Raw genomic sequence first — 24,691 nt, 5'->3', positions numbered from 1 at the left:
ATGGCACTTGCAAATGTGTTAAAACCACAATTTATCACAACTAATCAATATAACCCATGCCTGCAACAAGAAGAGTATGTAGGGGAGTTGAGTGAGCTTCGTCAACAAGCGAGTTGGTTAAGTCATTTGGTCGACACTATGCCTGCTGGCGTTATCGTACTTGACGGCCGTGGCATGATTGCTAAGGCTAATCAAATTGCCATTGATATGTTAGGTGAGCCATTAGAAGGTGAAAAGTGGTTCAGCATTATTCAGCGATCATTTCGTCCTCAGCAAGATGATGGTCATGAAGTCTCTTTAAAAGATGGTCGATTAATCAAGTTAGATATTACTGCGTTAGCGCCAGAGCCTGGCCAGTTAATATTGATGACGGATCTAACTGAAACACGGCGCTTACAAACGCGTGTTGCCCACATGCAGCGTTTGAGTGCATTGGGTAAAATGGTGGCGTCGTTAGCACATCAAGTTAGAACACCGTTATCTGCAGCTATGTTATACGCGGCTAATTTGGGCTCTAAACGTTTACCTGAAACTTCTCGTGGTAATTTTCATACTAAGCTGATGTCGCGCTTGAAAGATCTTGAAACACAAGTAAACGATATGCTGCTGTTTGCAAAAAGCGGTGACCAGCAAGTTGTAGAGCAAGTCTCTATGCAGCAATTGCTAAGTGAAGTCAAAGCCGGCTCAGATGCCATGGTTGCACTTAATAATAGTGAACTTGAGGTTAATTTACCGGAGCCCGATATTGCCATTATGGGCAATAAAACGGCCTTAGCCAGTGCGATTCAAAATTTAATTCATAACAGCATTCAAGTAATTGGCTCAAGTGCGTTAGTGAAAGTAAATGCAGTGAGAGATACTCAATCTGAAAGTCATGTGCGTATCAGTGTATGCGATAACGGACCTGGGGTTGATATGAGTCAAGCGGAAAAACTATTTGAACCTTTCTTTACCACTAAAAGTCAGGGGACAGGCCTTGGCTTAGCTGTTGTGAGCTCCGTAGCAAGTGCTCACCAAGGGCGAGTTGAAGTGGCTAACAATACACAAGGCGGCGCATGCTTTAGCATTTTACTGCCTATTTGTACTGAACCTAAACCGGTGGAGGCATTATGAGTAATAACACTATTTTAGTTGTTGAAGATGACGCAGGTCTTCGCGAAGCGCTGATTGATACATTAGAAATGTCGGGTATTGCATGTGTTGCAGCCGACAGTGCTGAGCAAGCAATGTTGCTACTAAAAAAAGATAATTTCTCGCTAGTGGTTAGTGATGTTCAAATGGGGGCGATGAGCGGGCTCGATTTATTACGCAGCATTAATTTAAACTACCCTGATTTACCTGTACTCATGATGACGGCATACGCCACTATCGATGATGCAGTTGAAGCCATGCGCTTGGGGGCCATTGATTACATGGCAAAACCATTTGCACCTGAAGTGCTATTAAATATGGTCAGCCGTTATTTGCCTGAGCCGGAAAAAGAAACTGATGGTCCAATTGTCGCTGATCCATCAAGTATCCAATTATTAGAGCTTGCCAGCAAAGTGGCAAAATCTGATGCCAGCGTAATGGTGTTAGGCCCAAGTGGCTCTGGTAAAGAGGTGCTGGCTCGTTATATTCATGATAAGTCAGAGCGCTCAAGTGAACCGTTTGTAGCAATTAATTGTGCGGCAATACCAGAAAACATGCTTGAAGCCACATTATTCGGTTATGAAAAAGGTGCGTTTACCGGGGCTATTCAGGCTTGCCCTGGTAAGTTTGAGCAAGCCCAAGGCGGTACTATATTATTGGATGAAATTACCGAGATGGATTTGAGCTTACAAGCTAAATTACTACGTGTACTGCAAGAGCGTGAAGTTGAGCGCTTAGGTGGACGTAAAACGATTAAGCTTGATGTTCGCGTACTTGCAACCAGTAACCGAGACTTAAAAGAGGCAGTAAGTGAGCATCAGTTTAGAGAAGATTTATATTATAGGCTCAATGTATTCCCCTTAATGTGGCGGCCTTTATGTGAGCGCCCTGGTGATATTGTTGTACTCGCCAATCACTTAATTGAGCGACATTTAGCTAAGAGCAAAGAGTCAATTGCCCGTCTTAGTGAGCAAGCACAACAAAAGTTACTCTCTCATGAATGGCCGGGTAATGTTCGAGAACTCGATAATGTGATCCAACGAGCGTTGATTTTACGCCAAGGTGATGTAATAGATGAAAGCGCCATTTTTATTGAAAACCTAACAACAACTGCTTTTGCAGGTAAAACCGCTACTACCAATCAAGCTTATTATGATGCAGTCACGCCAACTATTGCAGCAAAAACAGAGCCGGCAGAACCGGTGACTGAATTACCAAGCTTAGATTCGGGCACCTATAAAGATGAGCTAAAAGATAAAGAGCATCGCATTATTCTTGAAACACTCACTCGCTGCCAAGGTAAGCGTAAAGACGTAGCCGAAACCTTGGGGATCAGTCCTCGAACTCTACGATATAAGCTAGCACAAATGCGCGACTTAGGAATTGCATTACCTGCTTAATCCGCAACGAGCTCCACTATAAAGTAACGCTCAGCACTGCTGAGCGTTACTATGTCAAAACCCTGACACGCCTAAATCCACGCTAAGGTGTTGAATTTTAAAATTATAATTTATGGCATGGTTTGTGCTTTATTAGGTTATTAGTAAAGTGCATCGTCAGAGATAATTATGAAAATTCAAAATAGCGCGTTATTCCAAGAAATGCAGTCAATGGCTTTAGAAGCTGGCCGTAGTAACACAAGTAATGTGATCCCAACGCAAGCTCAACCTACTTCATCAGCACAATTTGGTGACTTATTAACTAACGCTCTCGACACCGTTAATAATCATCAACAAGAAGCAAAACAAAAAGTAACGGCTTTAGAAATGGGAGATCGCAGTGTATCGCTTGCTGAAGTGATGATTGCATCGCAAAAATCATCAGTTGCTTTTGAGGCGACAGTTCAAGTTCGTAATAAGCTTGTTGAGTCTTATAAAGAAATCATGAACATGCCTGTTTAATTAGGTAGTGGAGAATTATTGTGGCGCAATCTAATCAATCAACCGACTTAGCATTAGCTGGTGGCGGTATCGACCAAGCTGATAATGACGATCAACAAGAGCAAAAGTCAGGCTACTTAAGCGCATTAAATGGTGTTGATGTATTACGCCAAGTGACTTTGATCATCGCCCTCGCTATTTGTTTAGCTATCGCAATTTTTGTGATTATTTGGGCTCGTCAGCCAGATATGCGCCCGCTGGGTAAAATGCCAACAGAAGAGTTAATTCAAACCCTTGATTTTTTAGATGCGCAAAAGATTGAATATGAGCTGGATGGCAATGTCATTTCAGTTGCAGAGGGGGAATATCAGAATATTAAACTGCTTATGACCCGTGAAGGGCTAGATCAAGCGCCGAGCTCTGGCACTGATATTATAATGCAAGATATGGGCTTTGGTGTAAGTCAGCGTTTAGAGCGTGAACGCTTAAAGCATGGCCGTGAGCAGCAATTAGCACGTACTATTGAAGAATTAAAAAACGTCACCCGCGCTAAAGTATTACTCGCTATTCCAAAAGAAAATGTGTTTGCTCGTCGTGAAAAAGAACCTTCTGCTACAGTGGTTTTAACACTCAAGCGCGGCAGAATGCTTGATAGTGAAGAAGTTGACTCAATTGTTGATATTATTGCCTCAGCGGTACAAGGCTTATCACCTACGCGGGTCACAGTGACTGATCAAAATGGCCGCTTACTTAATTCAGGTTCACAAAGCTCATTAGCGGCACGCTCTCGTAAAGAATATGATATTGAACGTAAGCGCGAACAAGAGTACTTACAAAAAATCGACAGCATTTTGATGCCAGTTGTTGGTATGGGCAATTATACTGCGCAAGTTGATTTAAGCATGGACTTTAGTGCAGTTGAAGAAACACAAAAACGTTATAACCCAGATTTACCTGCGGTTCGAAGTGAAACAACTTTTGAAGAGAATAACATTGGTGGCCTTGCGGTAGGTATACCAGGTGCGCTCACCAACCAACCACCTACAAACTCTAATATTCCAGAAGTGGCAGGCCAAGGTGGTGCAGGCACTGGCACTACGCCAAGTAGCAGCCATAAAGAAGCTACCCGTAATTATGAACTGGATACCACAATTTCTCACAAGCGTCAGCAAAGTGGAGTAATACGTCGCATCAGTGTATCAGTGGCTGTGGACTACTTGCCCACTGTGGGTGAAAACGGTGAAACCACTATGGTGCCGCGCTCCGTTGAAGCGCTGTCAAATATCCGTCGCTTATTACAAGGTGGGGTTGGTTTTGATTTACAACGTGGTGATGCATTAGAAGTCGTTACGGTGCCATTTGTACGTGAGCAATTAGACGTGTTAGAAGAAATACCGCTTTGGGAGCAAAGCTGGTTTATGAAAGTGGTTCGTTTAGTGCTCGGCGCATTAGTCATTATTGTATTGATTATGGCTGTGGTTAAACCTATGCTGAAACGCTTAATTTACCCAGACGACACACTTGAAGAATATGATGATGATGCACTAAGCTCAGGCGTTGATATTGGCGATAACACGCTAGATATGCTAAATAAAGATTTTGATTCTGCTTCGGTTGGCTTCTCAAGTGATGGTACACTGCAACTACCAGACTTACATGGCGACGAAGACTTACTCAAAGCCGTTCGTGCCTTAGTTGCGAATGAACCAGAACTATCCTCACAGGTTGTGAAAGCGTGGTTAACCGAAGATGACTGATCAAGACTTAGAACAAAAACAACTGCCAGCAGCATTTGATGTTGATAAATTAGACGGCGTAGATAAAGCAGCAATTTTATTGTTGAGCTTATCGGAAGAAGACGCAGCGCAAATTTTAAAACACCTTGAACCTAAGCAGGTGCAAAAAGTGGGCATGGCGATGGCGGCAATAGATGATTTATCACAAGCCAAAATAAGTGCAGTCCACAACTTGTTTATTGAACAAATACAAAGCTTTAGTACTATTGGTTTCCAATCTGAAGACTTTATTAAAAAGGCGCTTACTGCAGCGCTGGGTGAAGATAAAGCCGCCAGCTTAATTGACCAAATAGTCATGGGGTCAGGCGCGAAAGGTTTGGATTCATTAAAATGGATGGACTCAAAACAAGTTGCTAATATTATTCGCAACGAGCATCCACAAATACAAACCATTGTTTTATCGTATTTAGAGCCAGAGCAATCAGCCGAAATATTAGCGCAGTTTCCTGAAAAAGTGCGCTTAGATTTAACCATGCGGATAGCCAACCTTGAAGAAGTTCAACCAGCGGCATTGCAAGAGCTTAACGAGATCATGGAAAAACAATTCGCAGGTCAAGCGGGTGCACAAGCTGCGAAAATGGGCGGCCTAAAAGCTGCTGCAGACATAATGAACTACCTAGATACCAATATCGAAGGTCAGTTAATGGACTCTATCCGAGAGCATGACGAAGAGATGTCGCAACAAATTCAAGACTTGATGTTTGTATTTGAAAACCTATTAGATGTTGAAGACAGAGGTATTCAAGCTATCTTACGTGAAGTGCAGCAAGATGTACTGATGAAAGCGATTAAAGGCACGGACGAAGCATTAAAAGATAAAATATTGGGTAATATGTCAAAACGTGCTGCAGATATGCTTGCCGATGACTTAGAAGCTATGGCACCGGTGCGTATTAGTGAAGTAGAAGCGGCACAAAAAGAAATATTATCAACAGCGCGACGTTTAGCTGACTCAGGTGAGATTATGCTTGGCGGCGGCGGTGGTGAGGAGTTCTTGTAAACCATGAATAAACCTCGCTCAACTCAAGGTAGGCCACTGCATGCAAATGAAGCGGTTGATGAGTTATTAGAAAACTGGCCTATTCCTGATGTTACTCAAGATACGCGACAGTACGATGGTCGTTCGACAGCATTTGGAACACCACTTGCCGAGCTTTATAAAAAAGAAGTTGAGGAAGCTGTTGAAGAGCCTGAGGCCGAAGAAGAGCTGCCAAACTTAACCATGGCTGAGCTTGAGCGAATTCGCCAAGATGCGTATGAAGAAGGTTTAAAGCAAGGCCATGAGCAAGGTTATATTGATGGCTTTGAAAAAGGCGTATCTGAAGGTAAAGAAGCTGGTTACAAAGAAGGTGTTGAACTGGGAAAAACACAGGGACATGAGGAAGTTAAGCCCCTAATCGATGAGCAATTAACGGGGCTAAAAACGTTATTAGATAGCCTAACAACCCCCCTTAGTAAAGTTGATGAAGACGCTGAAAAGCAGTTAATACAACTTGCTGTTATGCTGGCTGAGGCGTTGATTTACCAAGAAGTGAAAACCTCTCCGGAGATTTTATTGCATAGCCTCAAACAAGCCATTGATGCGCTCGGTGAGCAGCAACAAAGTGTGCGTATTCACTTGAACCCTGAGGATATCGAATTAATTAAAAGCAGCTATGGCGAAGATGCACTCTCACAAAGTAATTGGCAGCTTGTGCCTGAGCCAACCTTAGAGCGTGGTGGCTGCCAAGTTAAAACCCCCCAATCATCCATTGATATGACCATGAAAACCCGCGTCAAAGAAACGTTGGATAGTTTTTTGCATAGTAGTGGTATCTAACCCAATAATTGGTTTGCAATGAGTTCTCAACTTCGGCCATTAAGCGAACGCTTACAAGACTACCAAAAACATATTCATAGCCCGACACCCGCTGTAGCGGGGATTCTCACACGTGTTGTGGGCCTTACTTTGGAAGCTAAAGGGCTTAGAGCACCGGTGGGCAGCCAATGTAAAATTGAAACTATGCATGGCTTTGTTGATGCTGAAATTGTCGGGTTTAATGACCAAACACTGTTTTTAATGCCAAACGACCATATCTCAGGTGTTTTGCCTGGCGCTCGAGTTATCCCACAAGTTAATGAAACCGGTTTGCCTGTTGGTATGTGTTTGCTGGGACGCGTCGTTGATGGCTTAGGTCGTCCATTGGATGGACTGGGTCCTATTAACGCAGAAGAGCATTTAAAGTTTGCCCAAAACACTATAAACCCGTTATCAAGGCGACCAATTAGTCAGCCTATGGATGTGGGCGTGCGAGCAATAAACTCTGTAATAACCGTAGGGCAGGGGCAGCGCATGGGCTTGTTTGCTGGCTCTGGTGTGGGTAAATCTGTATTGCTTGGTATGATGACTCGTGGTTCAGAAGCCGATGTTATTGTTGTTGGTCTTGTAGGGGAACGTGGCCGAGAAGTTAAAGAGTTTATTGAAGAAATTTTAGGTGTAGAAGGGCGTAAACGATCCGTTGTCGTTGCAGCTCCCGCAGATGCCTCACCGCTTATGCGCCTTAAAGGGTGCGAAAGTGCTGTGACCATTGCGGAGTACTTTCGTGATCAAGGGTTAAATGTTTTATTGTTACTAGACTCAGTAACACGTTATGCCATGGCGCAACGTGAAATAGCACTTGCGGTCGGTGAACCACCGGCAACCAAAGGCTACCCGCCTTCTGTGTTTGCAAAACTACCGGCGCTGGTGGAGCGTGCTGGTAATGGTGGGGAAGGGCAAGGCTCAATAACTGCGTTTTTTACTGTGCTCAGTGAAGGGGATGATATGCAAGACCCGATAGCCGATGCTGCACGTGCTATTTTAGATGGCCACATTGTATTATCGCGTGATTTAGCTGATAGCGGCCATTATCCGGCGATTGATATTGAAAAGTCTATCTCGCGGGTGATGCCCCAAGTTGTATCAGAGCCGCATATGCAACAAGCAAGGGTCTTGAAGCAAGTCTATTCCATGTACCAACAGAATAAAGATATGATCACCCTAGGGGCGTATCAAAAAGGCAGCGACCAAATGCTTGATCAGGCTATTAATATGATGCCTCGGGTCAATGCATTTTTGCAGCAGGGAATGAAAGATGTGATCAGTTATGACGAAGGCTTACAAGGGCTTGCTCAATTATTAGGACAAGCATAATGGCAAATAATAAACTTGATCTACTGCTCAAATTAGAACAAGACAAAGAAGAATCCTTGCGGATGAACTACTTGCAGGCGCAGCAACATTTTCAAGCGAATCAACAAAAGCTGCAAGGTTTAAATGATTTTCGTATGGAATATACGCAGCAACTTCATTTAAAAGGTCAGTCTGGTTTGAGTAGTGCAGGCTTTAGCCAATACCATGCTTTTATTGCAAAAATAGAAGAAGCCATCCGGCAACAAGCCACGACAGTGAATACTGCAAAGCAAGTGGTAAGTCAGCGTCAAAGTTTATGGTTAAAGCAGCAAATTAAAGCCAAAGCTGTTGCTAAACTGATTGAGAAACAACAACAAAAAGCAAATGCATTAATGTTAAAAAACGAACAAAAAATGCTGGATGAATTTTCTTCTAATCAATTCTTTCAAAGACGTCGATCACTTTAAACTAAATTATAATTTAGGCATATATATTGCTTTATTGACTCATGAAGTCTTTATTTTGGCAAACTGCGGCGGCAAATTGCCACGTTTAATGTAGGTGAATTATGGCGATTAGCGAATTATCAGTACTCATTTCAGCAGAGCAAGATGTTAAATTAGCTAACAAAGATCATGGGCGGAAAATAAGCGAAGAAGAAACTCAAAGCTCGCAGAGTGACTTTTTTTCACAGTTACAAAGCGCCAATAATGCTGTTGAAACACCAAACAATAAGTTAAGTGCGCCAGAGCTGCAAGACGCGGTGGAGACTGAGTCAAACCAAGAAACTAATAAAACACAGCGCGACCCTGCTATCTCAGGTGATGAAATGCTTGCGCAAATTAATGCTGCCAATAATTTAGATACCAATGTAAACAGCACGCGAAGTGATCAATCGGCGACTTCTGTAATTGATTTATTAGACAAGTATTCACAAGAAAAGCTGGATCCCGGTTTAGTAAAAGTAAATGCGCCACGTCCTATTGATGCTGTTACACCAATTCTTGATGGTATTCATATAGGTAAAAGTTCTGAGCATACTACTACAGTGGCAGAAGTCCTAAAACAAGAAACGGGTAGTATAGAAGAAGCGGCCAGTTTAAAATCGCCTGAAAGGAGCTTGGTAACATCAACAAATAATGATAAGAATACATTAAATCAGCTTAGCGAAGATACAGCAAAAGCTTTAAAAGAGGCGGTGGCGGGAGCGTCGGGCAACCCACCTTCAGAGAAGTCTGCGGTACTAACTGCGGCACTCTCTGAAAGTCCCGAAATAAGTCGAACGGTGCAAACATTACTAAATTTAGACGAAAATGCTTTAAAAACAAATGATAAAATATTAACTAGTTTTAGCACGGAGCAACAAACTAAATTGCAAGCGCAGGTAGATGCCCTTGCAGCGCAAGGTGTGACACCACAAGGTACCACCATACTAAAACAAACAATCGCACAATTTTTGGTAAATAATGGGGCTGTAAACTCTACAGACAAAGATGCAGCAACTGCATTCGATACTTCGCAGCTTGGTGATGAAATTGCGAAGCTTTCAACCTCAGAAAAACAGGCTTTAGGAAAGCAACTACAGCAATTCGTTGCGAATGAAAAGCCTCAAAGTACGGTGCTCAATCAGGTTAATGCGGCTTTAGCTGAGCTTGAAGGCAAGTCGGTAACAAAGAGCAAAGAGCCGCTGGTCAACGGACAAACGCTTATGCAAGTGGAAAATAATACACCACTTGAATCAAGTAAAATGACATCTGGGCACAGTGCTACGGGCGGTGCATTGAGCCAAGACCAAGCTAATAAGCAAGTTGTTCAACAAAGTGTTGTTAAAGAACAAGTAATGGTTGATAAAGATAACGCAGAAGCATTAGCTCCACGGGAAACACCTGTAGCTCGGGTAAATCAGTTATTCGCTCAAATTACGACTGCGGCTAATCAAATTACAAATTCAGCAGTGACGGGGATGAATGAGGTTATTGATCAGCGTTATCAGCAAGAAATTGCTGATATGCAACTGCTTAATGCGCAGCAAACGACGGCTACATCTCAGAGCAAACAAATAAATGTTGACCCAACTTTGTTGCAGGCACTGAATATTGTTAAGAGTGATGCCGCTAAGTTATTGCAAGAACGCGTTAGTGCCTTATTAAATATTAATAATAAGGAAGCTGAAATTCGTTTAGATCCACCAGAAATGGGGAGCATGCAAATCCGTATTCGCAGTGATGCTGAGCAGGCGCAAATAAATTTTGTGGTACAAAACCAACAAGCAAAAGAGGCGCTTGAGCAATCAATGCCTAAATTACGTGAAATGCTTGCTGAGCAAGGCATAGAACTCGGTGAAAGTAGTATTCAGCAAGGTGATAGCCAAGAAAATATGGCTGAACAACAGCAGCAAAACGCCCAAGGACAACTTGCTCAACAAGATGATGAAGCAACAGATGTTCATGCATCAACAGAGAATACCGAGCAACAATCTTCATCATCAATAGATTACTATGCCTAACACCTGCTATTATAATGAGATAAAAATAAATAACTTGCCGGCTCGAAACGACGCTCGTAATATCTGCAGGTCTTAAGGCGCAAAGGAAATATCATGGCTGAAGAAACAAATTTAGAAATTGAAGATGGTGGAAAAAGTAAGAAAAAGCTAATTATTATAATTGCTGTGGTTGTGCTTATTATTGCGGGTGGGGTGGGATATTTTTTTCTGTCAGGTTCAGATGCACCAGCTGAAACCTTAGTCGATGAGGCAGTTATCAGTGACGGTGAGAGTAATGTTGATTCAGCAAAAGTTGGTAGTGCTTTATATGTAGCTATGCCAAGACCGTTTGTTTTTAATGTACCTGGGGCGAGCAGAGACCGTGTTGTACAAATTAAAGTTCAACTTTTAGTACGCGGTGATGTTAATGAAGAAATTGCTAAAAAGCATATACCGCTGATTGAAGGCACTATTTTAAGTGTATTTTCTACCACAACTGCCGATGAATTAGGCACTAGCGAAGGCAAAGAAACATTACGAGTGGCCGCGCTTGAGAAAGTACAAACAGCATTAAGTGATGTTGAAGGCAGCAAAGTAATTGAGCGGGTACTGTTTACCGGCTTTGTAATGCAATAAGGGGTCTGCGTGAGCGATTTATTATCCCAAGACGAAATTGATGCGCTCTTACACGGTGTTGATGAGGTCGAAGAGGAAGATATACAGGACGGTGATGAAGGGGATGGTGGCAATACGCTACAATATGATTTCTCATCACAAGACCGTATTGTTCGCGGTAGAATGCCGACGTTAGAAATCGTCAATGAACGGTTTGCTCGTCATATGCGGATCAGCTTATTTAATATGATGCGCCGTACCGCTGAAGTATCTATTAATGGTGTGCAAATGATAAAGTTTGGTGAGTACATTCATACTTTATTTGTACCAACAAGTTTAAATATGGTGCGTTTTCGTCCTTTAAAAGGTACGGGTTTAATCACCATGGAAGCACGCTTAGTGTTTATTTTGGTTGATAACTTTTTTGGTGGTGACGGTCGCTATCATGCCAAAATTGAAGGCCGCGAATTTACCCCCACTGAACGCCGTATTGTGCAAATGTTGTTAAAAATAATCTTTGAGGATTATAAAGAAGCATGGGCACCGGTGATGGATGTGTCTTTTGAGTATCTCGATTCAGAAGTTAACCCTGCAATGGCAAACATTGTCAGTCCAACAGAAGTGGTGGTGATCAGTTCATTTCATATTGAACTTGATGGCGGTGGCGGCGATTTTCATATTGCTTTACCTTACTCTATGTTGGAACCTATTCGCGAATTACTTGATGCTGGTGTGCAATCTGACACCGAAGATACTGATTTACGTTGGAGCAAAGCATTACGCGATGAAATTATGGATGTTGAGGTTGAGCTTTCAACTCAATTATTAGAAGTGGACTTAAGCTTAGAACAAATTATGGAGCTTAAAACCGGGGATATTATTCCTGTTGAGATGCCTGAGCATATTACTGTTTTTGTTGAAGAACTGCCTACATTTAGAGCTAAAATGGGCCGTTCTCGGGATAATGTTGCATTGCAAATTAGTGAAAAAATTAAACGCCCTGAATCTGTCAAATCAGAATTACACGTCTTCACCAAAGGCGGTAAAAAACTCGATTCAGATGCAGAATTAGCAGAATTAGAAGACGATTTACACCTTTCTGAAGGTGTGGATTTAGACTGGTAAAGATTAAGGTTTTTAAGTATGAGTGATGACCAAGATACGATGGACGAATGGGCAGCAGCTTTAGCTGAAGCTGAAGGGGCTGACGACGGTGCAGATGCAAAAGTGGCTGAACTGGATGAGTTAAGTGACTCAAAGCATGAGATGAGTAACGAAGAAAAGCGTAAGCTTGATACTATTTTAGATATTCCGGTGACTATTTCGATGGAAGTAGGGCGCTCTAAAATAAATATTCGTAATTTATTGCAGTTAAATCAAGGCTCAGTGGTTGAGCTTGACCGTGTGGCGGGTGAACCGCTGGATGTATTGGTCAACGGTACGCTTATTGCCCACGGTGAGGTAGTTGTGGTTAACGATAAGTTTGGTATACGTCTGACTGATGTTATAAGCCAAGTGGAAAGGATCAAAAAGTTACGATGAATAGCTGGATTTTACTTTCGGTAGCTACTACGAGTGTAGCTCCCTCAGCCACCCCAATGGGAGATATTGTCTCAATGGCAATGTCGTTAATCATGGTGTTGGTACTGATTATTGTACTGGCATTTTTTGTTAAAAAACTAAACCCTAATTTGGCAAATAGTGAGGAATTTAAAGTGGTGCGAAGCCTCCCTTTGAGCACGCGTGAACGCTTGATGGTCATTGAGATAGACAACAGTCAGCATTTGTTGGGAGTAACGCCTCATAGTATTAATTACTTACATAAATTAGAAACGCCGTTAACAGAAAAAGAGTTGCCCGCTTTGGCACAGCGTTTTGGTAAACTATTAAACTCAAACACTCACTATAATAAAAAGAACCCGTAATATGCTGAAATGGCTGCTGATACTTTTTACCCTAGTGTTTATCCCTCAAGTAAACGCTGAAGGGATTGAAGCGCTCAATATCACCACCAACCCTGATGGCTCACAAGACTACTCTGTAACACTGCAAGTACTTGCTATCATGACCGCGCTGAGCTTTATTCCCGCGGCGGTGATCATGATGACATCTTTTACGCGAATTATTGTGGTACTGGCTATTTTACGCCAAGCAATAGGTTTACAACAGACCCCATCAAATCAAATATTATTGGGTATGTCTTTATTTTTAAGTATTTTTATTATGGCGCCTGTTTATCAAAAAGTGAATGAGCAAGCTATAGAGCCTTATATGAATGAACAGGTTACATCGGTACAAGCGTTAGAGCTTGCTAAAGAGCCGATGAAAGCGTTTATGTTGTCACAAGTGCGCCTTAAAGACTTAGAAACATTCGCCAAAATAGCGGGGTATGATCAACTTAATTCACCTGAAGATACGCCTATGATTGTATTGATCCCAGCGTTCGTCACCAGTGAGTTGCAAACCGCTTTTATAATCGGTTTTATGTTTTTCATTCCATTCTTAATAGTCGATTTAGTGGTGGCCTCTGTATTAATGGCAATGGGTATGATGATGCTATCGCCGATGATCGTATCTTTACCTTTTAAAATAATGTTGTTTGTTTTGGTTGATGGCTGGAGCCTAGTAATGGGCACTTTAGCAAAAAGCTTCGGGCTTGGGGTTTAGCCATGCCGTGCCCATTAAAACTTAAGCATTACTAGGAGGGAATATGGAACCGGAAATTTTTGTTGATATTCTCAGTGATGCATTGTTTTTAGTTATTAAATTGGTCTCCGCAATTGTTGTACCAGGCTTACTCGTCGGTTTAGTTGTGGCGGTATTTCAGGCTGCTACCTCTATCAATGAGCAAACATTGAGCTTTTTACCGCGTTTATTAATTACGATTAGTGCACTTATTGTTGGCGGTCATTGGTTAACTCAGGAATTAATGGACTTCTTTACCCGTTTAATCATGATCATCCCTGAAATCGCAGGCTAATATGGAATTTCCGTTTTCGGTTATTATTCAATGGCTCAGTGATTTTTTACTGCCATTAGTGCGTATAAGCTCGATGATCATGATTATGGCAGGTATTGGTGCTAAAAATGTCCCTGCCCGAATCAAAATGGGTTTGGCGGTGGTTATTACGTTTTTAGTGGTGCCAGTACTTCCTCCTGCAAGTTTTAATAATCTGTTTTCCTTTCAAATGGTGTTAGTGGTGATTCAGCAAATGCTGATAGGGGTCGCAATTGGATTTGCATCATTACTCATGCTCAATACCTTTGTGTTAGCGGGGCAAATACTAGCAATGCAAACGGGCTTAGGTTTTGCCTCCGTTGTTGACCCATCAAATGGTATGAGTGTGCCTGCGGTTGGTCAGTTCTATTTAATTTTAGCTACGTTATTATTCTTTGTTTTTAATGGTCATTTAATGATGATCCAAATGGTGGTACATAGCTTTAATGTGCTTCCTATTGATGGCAGCTGGTGGGCGGTTGACCATTATTGGGACATTGTTACTTGGGGTGGTTGGATGTTTACTACTGCACTCGTGTTATCTTTAGCTCCCCTAACGGCAATGCTGGTTATTAATATGTCGTTTGGGGTAATGACTCGTGCAGCGCCACAGTTAAATATATTCTCTATCGGTTTTCCATTTACCCTAGTTGCCGGCTTAGTCATTATTTGGGCAACACTAGGTAACTTTGTTACTCAGTTTGAATTTCAGTGGCTGAAAATGGTTGAGTTGATGTGTACTTTAGTTGGATGTTCACCTTAGGAGCGCGATATGGCTGAAGATTCAGGTCAAGAAAAAACCGAAGAACCCACGGGGAAGAAAATTGATGAGTCCAAGAAAAAGGGCCAAATAGCACGCTCTAAAGAGCTTGGTACCATGTTTGTGCTTATTTTTTCTGCAATATCATTGCTTTTATATGGTCCCGAAATAGGCAAAGGTTTGTACAATGTGATGGGGCGTTTACTGAGCCTAAATCGTAATGAGACTTATGATACGACCAAGATGTTTTCAGTATGGGGGACAGTCGCTGACGCGCTTGTTTTTCCGATGGCAATGTTTGTGTTTATTATTGCTCTTGCGGGTATTATTGGTAATACCTTACTCGGTGGTTTTAACTTTAGCTGGCAAGCAGCGGCTCCTAAAGCTAGTAAGATGTCACCTGCGAAAGGAATTAAACGAATGTTTGGCCCACAAGCCGGGGTTGAGCTAGTCAAGTCAATTTTAAAGTTTGCTGTGGTGGCAGGCTTTGCTATTTTTCTAATCAATACCTTCTTTGATGAAATTTTACACCTAAGTATAGAAAGTGCGCCGGGTAACATTATTCATGCTTTAGAAATTCTTGCCTGGATGTTTTTAGGGTTAACTTGCACCTTAACGATTATTGCTGCTATTGATGCGCCATATCAGAGTCATAAACACCATAAAGAACTAAAAATGACCTTGCAAGAAGTCAAAGACGAATATAAAAACTCCGAAGGTGATCCACAAATAAAAGCCCGGATTAGGCAAACACAACGACAGATGTCTCAGCGCAGAATGATGCAAGACGTGCCAGATGCCGATGTTGTTGTTACCAATCCAACTCACTATTCGGTAGCACTTAAATACGATACAGAGCGTGCAGGCGCGCCGATTGTTCTTGCTAAAGGCATTGATGAAATGGCGATGCAAATACGAAAAGTAGCCAAAGGTAACGAAGTACCATTAGTAGAGTCGCCCATGTTAACGCGAGCGCTTTATCATACCGCAGAAGTTGGGGAGCAAATTCCAGATCAATTATTTACCGCAGTGGCGCAAGTACTGGCTTATGTCTTTCAATTAAAGCGTTTTCAAAAAGGCCGCGGTAAACGTCCTACAGCACTTAATAAAAAGTTGCCTATTCCAGACGCGTATAAATACTAGCTTTGCAATAACTTGGAATAGTTATTGCAAATTCCGTGCAGTGTCAATTTTTTGAAATTGTGAGTTATGGAATTTAAAGCTGTATTACAACAACTTAATAAAGATAAAAAAGAGTATGCTAAAGGGGTTGGAACGCCTTTACTTGTGCTCGCTGCATTGGGTATGGTTATTCTACCGCTGCCGCCATTTTTACTCGATATTCTTTTTTCGTTTAATATAGCCCTTGCTTTAGTGGTTTTACTGGTGACTGTTTACACCATGAAGCCAGTTGAGTTTGGTATGTTCCCCGCAGTATTACTTATCGCAACTATTATGCGCTTAGCACTCAATGTTGCCAGTACTCGAGTTGTTCTTCTAGAAGGCCACAATGGGGGGGACGCTGCCGGTAAAGTTATTGAGGCCTTTGGCTCGGTAGTGATAGGTGGTAACTACGCTGTTGGTTTAGTGGTGTTCTTAATTTTAATTATTATTAACTTTGTTGTAATTACTAAAGGTGCTGGGCGTATCTCTGAAGTATCAGCACGTTTCACCTTAGATGCCATGCCGGGTAAGCAAATGGCCATCGATGCTGATTTAAACGCCGGTTTTATCAGTGCAGAGCAAGCCCGAGATCGTCGTGAAGAAGTCACTCGCGAAGCGGATTTTTATGGTTCAATGGATGGTGCCAGTAAGTTTGTTAAAGGGGATGCCATTGCCGGTATCGTGATTTTGATCATCAATATTATTGGTGGTTTATTTGTTGGCATGATCCAACACGACTTGAGCTTTAGTCGTGCGATGGAGGTTTATACCCTGCTAACGATTGGTGATGGCTTAGTTGCGCAATTACCTTCATTACTTTTATCAATTGGTACTGCGATTGTCGTAACACGCCAAAATGAATCTCTCAATATGGGGGATCAATTCAAAAGCCAGCTTGGTAACGAGAAGTCACTGTTTATTGCATCGGGTATCCTCATTGTTATGGGCCTAGTGCCAGGTATGCCACACTTTGCATTTTTAAGTTTAGGCGCTCTTCTTGGTTATCTTGCATATTACACACAGCAGAACAAAATTAAAGAAGCTGCGGCTAAAGAAGAAGAGGCTGCTAATGGTGGAGCCGCGGGCACTGGTGTTGCAAATAAACAGGAGCAAAAAGAACTTGGCTGGGATGATGTACAACAAGTTGATGTCATTGGCTTAGAGGTAGGCTACAGATTAATTCCACTGGTTGATCAATCTCAAGGTGGTGAGCTACTTAATCGAATCAAAGGGGTGCGTAAAAAGTTATCACAAGAGCTGGGCTTTTTAGTCCCTCCTGTGCATATTCGCGATAACCTCGAATTAGACCCAAATGCATACAGGATCACTATGATGGGTGTATCCAGTGGTGAAGGGGAGCTAAAACACGGTGATGAGCTGGCGATTAATCCAGGCCAAGTATTTGGCCCAATCAAAGGCATTGAAACTAAGGATCCTGCGTTTGGCTTAGATGCAGTGTGGATCAAACCAAATCAAAAAGATGAAGCGCAATCATTAGGTTACACTGTGGTTGATTCAGCGACTGTCGTGGCCACGCATATCAGTCAATTACTAACTAACAGTGCAGCATTGCTACTTGGCCATGAAGAAGTACAAAACCTATTAGATATGTTAGCTAAAAGTCATCCTCGTTTAGTTGAAGGCTTAGTGCCAGATGTACTTCCGTTAACGACAGTGGTTAAAGTACTGCAAAACTTATTAAATGAAGGCGTAGCAATTCGCGATATGCGCTCCATTGTTCAAACCTTAGTAGAGTATGGTCCGCGTAGCCAAGACCCCGATGTACTAACGGCTGCAGTACGAATTTCATTACGTAGATTAATCGTTCAAGATGCGGTTGGTATGTCATCAGAAATACCTGTCATAACCTTGGCGCCTGAGTTGGAACAGATGTTGCATCAGTCACTTCAGAATGCAGGCGACGAAGGTGCCGGAATAGAGCCAGGACTTGCAGAGCGACTTCAACAATCATTAAACGAAGCGCATCAGAATCAAGAAATGGCCGGTGAACCTTCGATATTGCTAACATCAGGAATGTTACGCACTGTGTTATCGCGATTTGTTAAGTACACCATTCCAGGTTTGAGAGTGATGTCTTATCAAGAGGTACCAGACGAAAGACAGATCAAGATTGTTAGCTCAGTAGGCCAATAATCGGATTTTAAAAGGGTTGTGAACCATGAAAATAAAACGTTTTTTTGCTAAAGATATGCGTACCGCACTAAAAGAAGTTAAAGATGAACTTGGTGTAGATGCAGTGATTATGTCGAATAAAAAGCTAGCTAATGGCGTTGAAATTGTTGCTGCTGTTGACTATGACAAAGCAGCGCCAAAACAATCAGCACCACAACCCGCTGTAGCACAAGCTCAAAGTAACCCTAACTTTGTAAAACCTGCACCACAACGAGCTCAGCAAGAGCCGCAAACAGCAGTTGCTGATAGTTTACAGGCTTTATTAGAACGTCAGTCACCACAACCTAAGTCGCCACAGCTTGCGTCTATGTTTAGCCAATCGGGTATTGATACTGCTACTCAATATCAGGGCAAGCCGCAGCAACAGCCACAACCAGCTCAAGCGCAATATAGAACAAGTGAACCGCAAGCACATCCAGATTTTGCTCGCCGTGAAGCGTCTAGCAAAGCTCATACGCAAGCTCACAGTCTTGGTTTTGACGATGAGTTAGAAAACGGTTTTGATGATTTAGAAACGCCTTTACATTCTTCTGCAAAGTCTGGCAGTGGTAAAAACGATGAAATTTCGTCAATGCGTGATGAAATGAATGCGATTCGTCAATTATTAGAGCATCAAGTATCTGGCTTAATGCAACAGGATATGGCACGCCGTGATCCAACTCGCGCTTGCATGATTGATCGCTTAGTAGGTATGGGTATAGAGCATGATGTCGCTGAGCAAATGGCGTGTTTTATTCCGGATGATGTATCGCGTCAACAAGCTTGGCAAGCGCTTTTGCAAATGGTTGAAAATCAAATGCATACAACAAATAATGAAATACTCCGCCAAGGTGGTGTGTTTGCATTAGTTGGGCCAACCGGGGTTGGTAAAACCACTACGGTGGCAAAACTAGCGGCACTTGGTGCGCAAAAATACGGTGCTGATAAAGTGGCATTGATCACAACGGATACTTATCGTATTGGCGCGTATGAACAGCTTGCGACGTATGGCCGAATTATTGGTTGTGGGGTCAAACAAGTAAAAGATGCTAATGAATTAGCAGAAGTGTTATACCATTTACGAAATAAACGACTAGTATTAATTGATACCGCGGGTATGAGTCAGCGTGATTTACGTTTAACCGAGCAGTTAAATACCTTGATGCGTAATCAGCGAGTTGATATTCGTAACTATTTAGTATTAAGTGCAACAGCACAAATTAATGTTTTACAAGAAACGGTAAGGCACTTTAAGAAAGTACAATTAAGTGGCTGTATTTTCACCAAATTGGATGAATCACTAAGTTTAGGCGAGATTATTAGCGTAGCGATTCAAAATCGTCTTCCAATAGGGTATCTTACTAATGGTCAACGTGTTCCAGAAGACATTCGTGTCGCTAATGCAGAGAAATTAGTAAAAAAAGCTGAACAATTGTATTTAAAAAGAACAAAAGCACAACATTCACGACGTCAAGCAGTAGCGTCAAGCACAGTAGGGATGTATGATTAACACAGTATTAGATCAAGCAAGTGGCCTGCGAAAAATGAGTCAAAACAATAATAACGGTGTAAAAGTTATCGCTGTTACCGGTGGTAAGGGCGGAGTTGGCAAAACCAACGTGTCATTGAACACTGCAATCGCGCTTGGCCAACTAGGCAATAGAGTTTTAGTACTGGATGCCGATTTAGGTTTAGCAAATTGTGATGTCATGCTTGGTTTGCGTGTTGAGCGTAACTTATCCCATGTTTTATCGGGTGAGTGCGAGTTAGACGAAATTTTAGTTGAAGGCCCTGCAGGGATAAAAATAGTTCCCGCGACGTCTGGTTCACAAAGTATGGTGGAATTATCTCCGTCTGAACATGCTGGCCTTATCCGTGCTTTTAGTGAATTAAACACTGAATTTGATATTTTAATTGTTGATACCGCTGCTGGTATCTCTGACATGGTATTGAGTTTCTCCCGCGCGGCTCAAGATGTGATGGTGGTAGTGTGTGATGAACCTACCTCAATTACCGATGCTTATGCGCTCATAAAGGTGCTCAGCCGTGAGCATGGCGTGTATAAATTTAAAGTTGTTGCAAATATGGTGCGCAGTATGCGTGAAGGCCATGAACTATTTGCTAAATTATCAAAGGTAACCGACCGATTTTTAGATGTCTCCATGGAGTTGGTGGCAACCATTCCTTACGATGAAAACATGCGCAAGTCGACCCGCCGGCAAAAAGTGATTGTGGAGTTATTCCCCAACTCTCCAGCGGCAGTTGCCTTTAAAACATTGGCGACAAAAGCAGTTAAATGGCCTATACCTAACCAACCTTCAGGCCATTTAGAGTTCTTCATAGAAAAATTAGTAAATGGCTAACTATGACTGCATCGGTGAATAAAGCGATGGGCTATCAAACCACAGCAAATTTAAATGCAATCGTTGAAAAGCACGCCTCACTGGTGAAGAAAGTGGCGTGCCATTTAATAGCCCGTTTACCACCGAGTGTACAGTTAGATGATTTAATTCAATCGGGCATGATAGGTTTAATCGAAGCTACAAAGAACTTTGACGCAACTAAAGGTGCCAGTTTTGAAACCTTTGCTGGTATTCGTATCCGTGGTGCTATGTTAGATGAAATGCGCCGTGGTGACTGGGCTCCTCGTTCGGTTCATCGCAATAGCCGTATGGTTGCAGAAGCTATCGCAGAACTTGAAAGTGTCTATAATCGTGAACCAAAAGATAGTGAAGTTGCTGAAAAACTTGATATTACGCTAGATGAGTACCATCATATTCTAAGTGATGTAAACTCTAGCAAAGTATTAGGCATTGAAGACTTAGGGGTTGATGAAGATGTTATTACCCCTGTTGGCCAAGACTTAGCGCTGGACAAGCCCTTTAATAACGTTAAGAATGAACGCTTTAATGAATCTTTGTTAGCGGCAATAAAGTCGTTACCAGAGCGAGACGGACTGGTTCTCTCGCTTTATTACAATGATGAAATGAATTTAAAAGAAATAGGGCACATACTCGATGTAAGCGAGTCGCGTGTGAGCCAGATACATGGTCAGGCGATGATTAAGCTAAAAGCAAAAATCAATGACTGGATAAATTAGTAGTAAGTAAATATAGGTTCAGACCTCACCGGAGGATGTTTTGGATAAAAACATGAAAATCCTTGTTGTTGATGATTTTTCGACGATGAGACGTATTATCAAAAATCTGTTAAGAGATTTAGGTTTTACAAATGTACAAGAAGCTGATGATGGTTCAACAGCTTTACCAATGCTACAAAATCAAGAATTTGATTTCGTAGTGACTGATTGGAATATGCCGGGTATGCAAGGTATTGATTTATTACGTGCGATCAGAGCTGATGACACGCTTAAACATATCCCTGTATTGATGGTTACAGCAGAAGCTAAAAAAGAACAAATTGTTGCTGCTGCTCAAGCCGGCGTTAATGGCTACATCGTAAAACCTTTTACTGCTGCAACACTTAAAACCAAATTGGAAAAAGTGTTTGAGCGCCTAGGCTAAAAATAGGAGAGGCTTATGTCAGCACCTGCTGCGCCTCAGATCACTTTAGAGCAAGCCCGTCAGCTTGTCGCTTACCTTGAAAATGGTGAGCAAGATAAAGCTGATCAGCTCATCCTTGATGCGGCGACACAAGAACAGTCTAAGCTTTTTGCTGAGGTTGGTAAATTGACGCGCCAACTTCATGACGCGTTAAAAAACTTTGAGCTCGATACACGGTTAGCGGATTTAACCACAGATGCTATCCCAGATGCTAAGCAGCGTTTAAATTATGTTATGGAAATGACAGAAAATGCTGCGAATAAAACCATGGATGCCGTTGAGGCAAGTCTTCCATTAGCGCAAGAATTGGCTGATGAGATTTCTCATATTAAGCCGACTTGGGATCGTTTAATGAGTCGTGAAATTGAGCTGGGTGAATTTAAAACGCTTTGTCATAGTTTGGATAAGTTTATGAACCACTCTCATACTAAGACCGACGAACTGCAAGGTCTGATGACCAATGTTTTAATGGCTCAAGACTACCAAGATTTGACTGGGCAAGTGATTCGCCGCGTGATTGAGTTAGTGCGAGAAGTTGAAGATAGCTTAATCCATTTATTGACTGCGTTTGGTAGTCATGAAATTGGCGAAACGAAAACAAAAACACCAGTCATAGAAGAAACACCACCTGCGACATTGGCAGGTCCTGAAGGACCAATTATTGATAAAGAATCGCGAGATGATGTTGTCAATGGGCAAGATGATGTTGACGATTTACTGTCAAGTTTGGGCTTCTAAGAGGAGAGCACTGCATGAGCTTTGAAGTCGATGAAGATATTTTACAAGATTTTCTAGTTGAAGCTGGAGAAATTCTTGAGCTTTTATCAGAACAGCTAGTAGAACTTGAAAATAATCCAGATGATACCGAGTTACTAAATGCTATTTTCCGTGGCTTTCATACTGTAAAAGGTGGTGCAGGCTTTTTAAGCATGACTGAGCTAGTCGATGCTTGTCACGGTGCCGAAAACGTATTTGATTTATTACGTCAAGGCGTACGCAAAGTAAACTCAGAGCTCATGGATGTTATCTTACAAGCGCTGGATACAATCAATGAGATGTTTGCGACCATTCAAAATCGTGAACAACCGGAACCTGCAGATCCTGAGTTATTGGCTATTTTGCATAAACTTAGTCAGCCGCCTAGTGAAAATGAGCAAGTTGTAGACACGGCAACAGAGGCCGAGCCTGAGGTTGTTGAGCAGCCAACAGATTCCGGTATCGATGAAGATGATCCTTTCGCTTTTGATATGCTGTTCAATGGTCAAGTTGATGATAAGCCGCAAGAAAATCAAATTGATGAGATTACAGAAGATGAGTTTGAAAGCTTACTTGATGAGCTACACGGAAAAGGACAAAGCCCTGTAGCGGATAGCAATACCGCAGCGCTAGATAGTGCTAGTAGCAGTGATATTACCGATGATGAATTTGATAGTCTACTTGATGAGTTGCACGGGGTAGGTAACTTTGGTGAAGTAAAACCTCAAGCAGAGCAAGAAACATCTGCTGAGCCAACTAAAGACACTGAAATTAAAAGTGTAGAATCAAGCTCCTCTGATGATGAAATTAGCGACGACGAATTTGAAGCATTACTTGATGAATTGCATGGTAAAGGCACAGCACCTAAAGCAATAGAACAAAATGGTGCAGAAGAGGCCGCCACACCAAGTGAGCCAACACCAAAGACACAACCGCAAACACAGAAGCCAGCGCCCGTTGCGACGAGCAAACCGCAAGCTGCAGAAAATAAAGCGCCTGCACCCGCTGCAAGCGCAGCTAAGAAGCCTGCTCCACCGCAAGCCGAGACAACCGTGCGGGTTGATACTAAACGCCTAGATCAAATTATGAATATGGTTGGTGAGCTGGTACTTGTGCGAAACCGCTTAGTAAGCTTAGCGACTAATACAAATAATGAGGTAATGGGCAAAGCAATTTCTAACTTAGACGTTGTAACTGCTGACTTGCAGGGCGCGGTAATGAAAACCCGCATGCAACCGATTAAGAAAGTATTTGGTCGTTTTCCACGAGTTGTTCGTGATTTAGCACGCAGCTTGAAAAAAGACATAAACTTGTTGCTCGTTGGTGAAGAGACCGATTTAGATAAGAACTTAGTAGAGGCCCTCGCGGATCCTTTAGTTCACTTAGTACGTAACTCGGTTGATCATGGCATTGAAATGCCCGATGTTCGTGAAGCCGCTGGCAAATCAAGAACGGGTACGGTTACTTTATCGGCCTCGCAAGAAGGTGACCATATTCTTTTGACCATCCGTGATGATGGTGCTGGTATGGATGCTGAAAAACTTAAAAAAATAGCAATTAGCAAAGGTGTTCTTGATCATGAACAGGCAAGTCGCTTATCTGATACCGAAGCCTATAACCTAATTTTTGCACCAGGATTTTCGACCAAAGAAGAGATCTCAGATATTTCAGGCCGTGGCGTTGGCATGGATGTAGTGAAAACTAAAATAACCCAACTGAATGGCTCTGTGAGTATTCAATCTGAGTTAGGTGTTGGCACTATATTAGAAATTAAAGTGCCGTTAACATTGGCTATTCTGCCAACCTTAATGGTGGTGGTTGGTGAGCAAACTTTTGCTTTACCTTTGGCCGGGGTAAATGAGATTTTCCATTTAGATCTTACTCGAACGAATGTCGTTGACGGGCAGTTGACTATCATAGTGCGGAAAAAAGCGATTCCATTATTCTATCTAGAGCATTGGCTTGTTAAAGGGGCTGATACATCGCAGCGTAAAGCGCAAGGGCATGTCGTGATTGTTCAAATTGGTACACAACAAGTTGGCTTTGTAGTGGACTCACTGATAGGTCAAGAAGAAGTGGTAATTAAACCGCTGGATGCGTTGTTACAAGGTACGCCTGGTATGGCTGGTGCGACAATCACTTCCGATGGGGGGATCGCATTAATTCTAGATGTCCCAAGTTTGCTAAAGTATTACGCAGGTTAGCGCAATCTTTATCTTT

At 42.2% G+C, this 24,691-nt stretch carries 24 protein-coding genes; all 24 read left to right on the top strand.

The features are described 5' to 3' along the window. Window positions 1-1,113, top strand: coding sequence for a sensor histidine kinase (locus NQT69_RS07780; RefSeq protein WP_256827084.1), 1,113 nt, complete (start codon window positions 1-3; stop codon window positions 1,111-1,113). Further along, the gene (locus NQT69_RS07775; protein WP_256827083.1) at window positions 1,110-2,531 is read left to right on the top strand and encodes a sigma-54-dependent transcriptional regulator; all 1,422 of its coding nucleotides are present in this window, start codon (window positions 1,110-1,112) and stop codon (window positions 2,529-2,531) included. Before NQT69_RS07780 ends, NQT69_RS07775 begins: the two co-directional genes overlap by 4 nt. Before the next feature lie 168 nt (window positions 2,532-2,699). Then, complete coding sequence (gene fliE, locus NQT69_RS07770; RefSeq protein WP_256827082.1) at window positions 2,700-3,032, top strand: flagellar hook-basal body complex protein FliE; 333 nt, start codon at window positions 2,700-2,702, stop codon at window positions 3,030-3,032. A 20-nt stretch (window positions 3,033-3,052) separates the two neighbouring features. After that, window positions 3,053-4,768: a flagellar basal-body MS-ring/collar protein FliF gene (gene fliF, locus NQT69_RS07765; protein WP_256827081.1), complete on the top strand. Its 1,716-nt coding sequence runs from the start codon at window positions 3,053-3,055 to the stop codon at window positions 4,766-4,768. Then, window positions 4,761-5,807 carry a flagellar motor switch protein FliG gene (gene fliG, locus NQT69_RS07760; RefSeq protein ID WP_256827080.1) on the top strand — a complete coding sequence of 349 codons (1,047 nt, stop codon included), beginning with the start codon at window positions 4,761-4,763 and terminating at the stop codon, window positions 5,805-5,807. Before fliF ends, fliG begins: the two co-directional genes overlap by 8 nt. 3 nt (window positions 5,808-5,810) lie before the next feature. Then, window positions 5,811-6,626, top strand: coding sequence for a flagellar assembly protein FliH (gene fliH, locus NQT69_RS07755; RefSeq protein WP_256827079.1), 816 nt, complete (start codon window positions 5,811-5,813; stop codon window positions 6,624-6,626). Between the two features lie 18 nt (window positions 6,627-6,644). Then, window positions 6,645-7,979, top strand: coding sequence for a flagellar protein export ATPase FliI (fliI, locus tag NQT69_RS07750; RefSeq protein WP_256827078.1), 1,335 nt, complete (start codon window positions 6,645-6,647; stop codon window positions 7,977-7,979). Next, a complete protein-coding gene (fliJ, locus tag NQT69_RS07745; protein WP_256827077.1) occupies window positions 7,979-8,425 on the top strand; it encodes a flagellar export protein FliJ in 447 nt (148 codons plus the stop codon). Before fliI ends, fliJ begins: the two co-directional genes overlap by 1 nt. A 101-nt stretch (window positions 8,426-8,526) precedes the next feature. Further along, on the top strand, window positions 8,527-10,464 hold the full coding sequence (locus NQT69_RS07740; protein ID WP_256827076.1) for a flagellar hook-length control protein FliK: 1,938 nt from the start codon (window positions 8,527-8,529) through the stop codon (window positions 10,462-10,464). A 93-nt stretch (window positions 10,465-10,557) separates the two neighbouring features. Further along, window positions 10,558-11,079 (top strand): flagellar basal body-associated protein FliL, encoded by a 522-nt coding sequence (gene fliL / locus NQT69_RS07735; RefSeq protein WP_256827075.1) that lies wholly within the window; start codon window positions 10,558-10,560, stop codon window positions 11,077-11,079. A gap of 9 nt (window positions 11,080-11,088) precedes the next feature. Beyond that, window positions 11,089-12,183, top strand: a complete 1,095-nt coding sequence (gene fliM, locus NQT69_RS07730) for a flagellar motor switch protein FliM (protein ID WP_256827074.1) — start codon at window positions 11,089-11,091, stop codon at window positions 12,181-12,183. An 18-nt stretch (window positions 12,184-12,201) separates the two neighbouring features. After that, window positions 12,202-12,600, top strand: a complete 399-nt coding sequence (gene fliN / locus NQT69_RS07725) for a flagellar motor switch protein FliN (protein WP_256827073.1) — start codon at window positions 12,202-12,204, stop codon at window positions 12,598-12,600. Next, complete coding sequence (gene fliO, locus NQT69_RS07720; protein WP_256827072.1) at window positions 12,597-12,983, top strand: flagellar biosynthetic protein FliO; 387 nt, start codon at window positions 12,597-12,599, stop codon at window positions 12,981-12,983. The genes fliN and fliO overlap by 4 nt, the downstream gene beginning before the upstream one ends. Window position 12,984: 1 nt before the next feature. Beyond that, complete coding sequence (gene fliP, locus NQT69_RS07715) at window positions 12,985-13,725, top strand: flagellar type III secretion system pore protein FliP (protein WP_256827071.1); 741 nt, start codon at window positions 12,985-12,987, stop codon at window positions 13,723-13,725. Between the two features lie 43 nt (window positions 13,726-13,768). Then, a complete protein-coding gene (gene fliQ / locus NQT69_RS07710; protein ID WP_016708042.1) occupies window positions 13,769-14,038 on the top strand; it encodes a flagellar biosynthesis protein FliQ in 270 nt (89 codons plus the stop codon). 1 nt (window position 14,039) lies between these two features. Further along, the gene (gene fliR, locus NQT69_RS07705) at window positions 14,040-14,819 is read left to right on the top strand and encodes a flagellar biosynthetic protein FliR (RefSeq protein WP_256827070.1); all 780 of its coding nucleotides are present in this window, start codon (window positions 14,040-14,042) and stop codon (window positions 14,817-14,819) included. 9 nt (window positions 14,820-14,828) lie between these two features. Further along, the gene (flhB, locus tag NQT69_RS07700) at window positions 14,829-15,959 is read left to right on the top strand and encodes a flagellar biosynthesis protein FlhB (protein WP_256827069.1); all 1,131 of its coding nucleotides are present in this window, start codon (window positions 14,829-14,831) and stop codon (window positions 15,957-15,959) included. Window positions 15,960-16,025: 66 nt separating this feature from the next. Next, window positions 16,026-18,134 (top strand): flagellar biosynthesis protein FlhA, encoded by a 2,109-nt coding sequence (gene flhA / locus NQT69_RS07695; protein WP_256827068.1) that lies wholly within the window; start codon window positions 16,026-16,028, stop codon window positions 18,132-18,134. 25 nt (window positions 18,135-18,159) lie between these two features. After that, window positions 18,160-19,662: a flagellar biosynthesis protein FlhF gene (flhF, locus tag NQT69_RS07690; RefSeq protein ID WP_256827067.1), complete on the top strand. Its 1,503-nt coding sequence runs from the start codon at window positions 18,160-18,162 to the stop codon at window positions 19,660-19,662. Then, window positions 19,655-20,515, top strand: coding sequence for a MinD/ParA family ATP-binding protein (locus NQT69_RS07685; RefSeq protein ID WP_256827066.1), 861 nt, complete (start codon window positions 19,655-19,657; stop codon window positions 20,513-20,515). Before flhF ends, NQT69_RS07685 begins: the two co-directional genes overlap by 8 nt. Window positions 20,516-20,541: 26 nt before the next feature. After that, complete coding sequence (locus NQT69_RS07680) at window positions 20,542-21,252, top strand: RNA polymerase sigma factor FliA (protein ID WP_256827432.1); 711 nt, start codon at window positions 20,542-20,544, stop codon at window positions 21,250-21,252. A 40-nt stretch (window positions 21,253-21,292) separates the two neighbouring features. Further along, the gene (gene cheY / locus NQT69_RS07675; RefSeq protein ID WP_054203298.1) at window positions 21,293-21,676 is read left to right on the top strand and encodes a chemotaxis response regulator CheY; all 384 of its coding nucleotides are present in this window, start codon (window positions 21,293-21,295) and stop codon (window positions 21,674-21,676) included. Between the two features lie 15 nt (window positions 21,677-21,691). Further along, window positions 21,692-22,453, top strand: a complete 762-nt coding sequence (locus NQT69_RS07670) for a protein phosphatase CheZ (RefSeq protein ID WP_256827065.1) — start codon at window positions 21,692-21,694, stop codon at window positions 22,451-22,453. A 14-nt stretch (window positions 22,454-22,467) separates the two neighbouring features. Continuing rightward, a complete protein-coding gene (locus tag NQT69_RS07665; RefSeq protein WP_256827064.1) occupies window positions 22,468-24,675 on the top strand; it encodes a chemotaxis protein CheA in 2,208 nt (735 codons plus the stop codon). Window positions 24,676-24,691: the final 16 nt, after the last annotated feature.

Origin of the sequence: Pseudoalteromonas shioyasakiensis (assembly GCF_024518675.1) — a bacterium.
In the GTDB taxonomy this organism is placed as follows: domain Bacteria; phylum Pseudomonadota; class Gammaproteobacteria; order Enterobacterales; family Alteromonadaceae; genus Pseudoalteromonas; species Pseudoalteromonas shioyasakiensis_B.
Note: the sequence above shows the minus strand (reverse complement) of the source record. Positions and strands in the feature narration are given on the sequence as shown.

What these genes read in the sequence shown, in the direction of transcription:
- NQT69_RS07740 (WP_256827076.1), top strand. Translation starts at nt 8,527, where the DNA reads ATGGCGATTAGCGAATTATCAGTACTCATTTCAGCAGAGCAAGATGTT.
- flhA (WP_256827068.1), top strand. Translation starts at nt 16,026, where the DNA reads ATGGAATTTAAAGCTGTATTACAACAACTTAATAAAGATAAAAAAGAG.
- flhF (WP_256827067.1), top strand. Translation starts at nt 18,160, where the DNA reads ATGAAAATAAAACGTTTTTTTGCTAAAGATATGCGTACCGCACTAAAA.
- fliJ (WP_256827077.1), top strand. Translation starts at nt 7,979, where the DNA reads ATGGCAAATAATAAACTTGATCTACTGCTCAAATTAGAACAAGACAAA.
- fliQ (WP_016708042.1), top strand. Translation starts at nt 13,769, where the DNA reads ATGGAACCGGAAATTTTTGTTGATATTCTCAGTGATGCATTGTTTTTA.
- fliE (WP_256827082.1), top strand. Translation starts at nt 2,700, where the DNA reads ATGAAAATTCAAAATAGCGCGTTATTCCAAGAAATGCAGTCAATGGCT.
- fliN (WP_256827073.1), top strand. Translation starts at nt 12,202, where the DNA reads ATGAGTGATGACCAAGATACGATGGACGAATGGGCAGCAGCTTTAGCT.
- fliO (WP_256827072.1), top strand. Translation starts at nt 12,597, where the DNA reads ATGAATAGCTGGATTTTACTTTCGGTAGCTACTACGAGTGTAGCTCCC.
- fliH (WP_256827079.1), top strand. Translation starts at nt 5,811, where the DNA reads ATGAATAAACCTCGCTCAACTCAAGGTAGGCCACTGCATGCAAATGAA.
- NQT69_RS07680 (WP_256827432.1), top strand. Translation starts at nt 20,542, where the DNA reads ATGGGCTATCAAACCACAGCAAATTTAAATGCAATCGTTGAAAAGCAC.
- NQT69_RS07665 (WP_256827064.1), top strand. Translation starts at nt 22,468, where the DNA reads ATGAGCTTTGAAGTCGATGAAGATATTTTACAAGATTTTCTAGTTGAA.
- fliG (WP_256827080.1), top strand. Translation starts at nt 4,761, where the DNA reads ATGACTGATCAAGACTTAGAACAAAAACAACTGCCAGCAGCATTTGAT.
- NQT69_RS07670 (WP_256827065.1), top strand. Translation starts at nt 21,692, where the DNA reads ATGTCAGCACCTGCTGCGCCTCAGATCACTTTAGAGCAAGCCCGTCAG.
- NQT69_RS07775 (WP_256827083.1), top strand. Translation starts at nt 1,110, where the DNA reads ATGAGTAATAACACTATTTTAGTTGTTGAAGATGACGCAGGTCTTCGC.
- NQT69_RS07685 (WP_256827066.1), top strand. Translation starts at nt 19,655, where the DNA reads ATGATTAACACAGTATTAGATCAAGCAAGTGGCCTGCGAAAAATGAGT.
- fliR (WP_256827070.1), top strand. Translation starts at nt 14,040, where the DNA reads ATGGAATTTCCGTTTTCGGTTATTATTCAATGGCTCAGTGATTTTTTA.
- fliI (WP_256827078.1), top strand. Translation starts at nt 6,645, where the DNA reads ATGAGTTCTCAACTTCGGCCATTAAGCGAACGCTTACAAGACTACCAA.
- flhB (WP_256827069.1), top strand. Translation starts at nt 14,829, where the DNA reads ATGGCTGAAGATTCAGGTCAAGAAAAAACCGAAGAACCCACGGGGAAG.
- fliL (WP_256827075.1), top strand. Translation starts at nt 10,558, where the DNA reads ATGGCTGAAGAAACAAATTTAGAAATTGAAGATGGTGGAAAAAGTAAG.
- NQT69_RS07780 (WP_256827084.1), top strand. Translation starts at nt 1, where the DNA reads ATGGCACTTGCAAATGTGTTAAAACCACAATTTATCACAACTAATCAA.
- fliP (WP_256827071.1), top strand. Translation starts at nt 12,985, where the DNA reads ATGCTGAAATGGCTGCTGATACTTTTTACCCTAGTGTTTATCCCTCAA.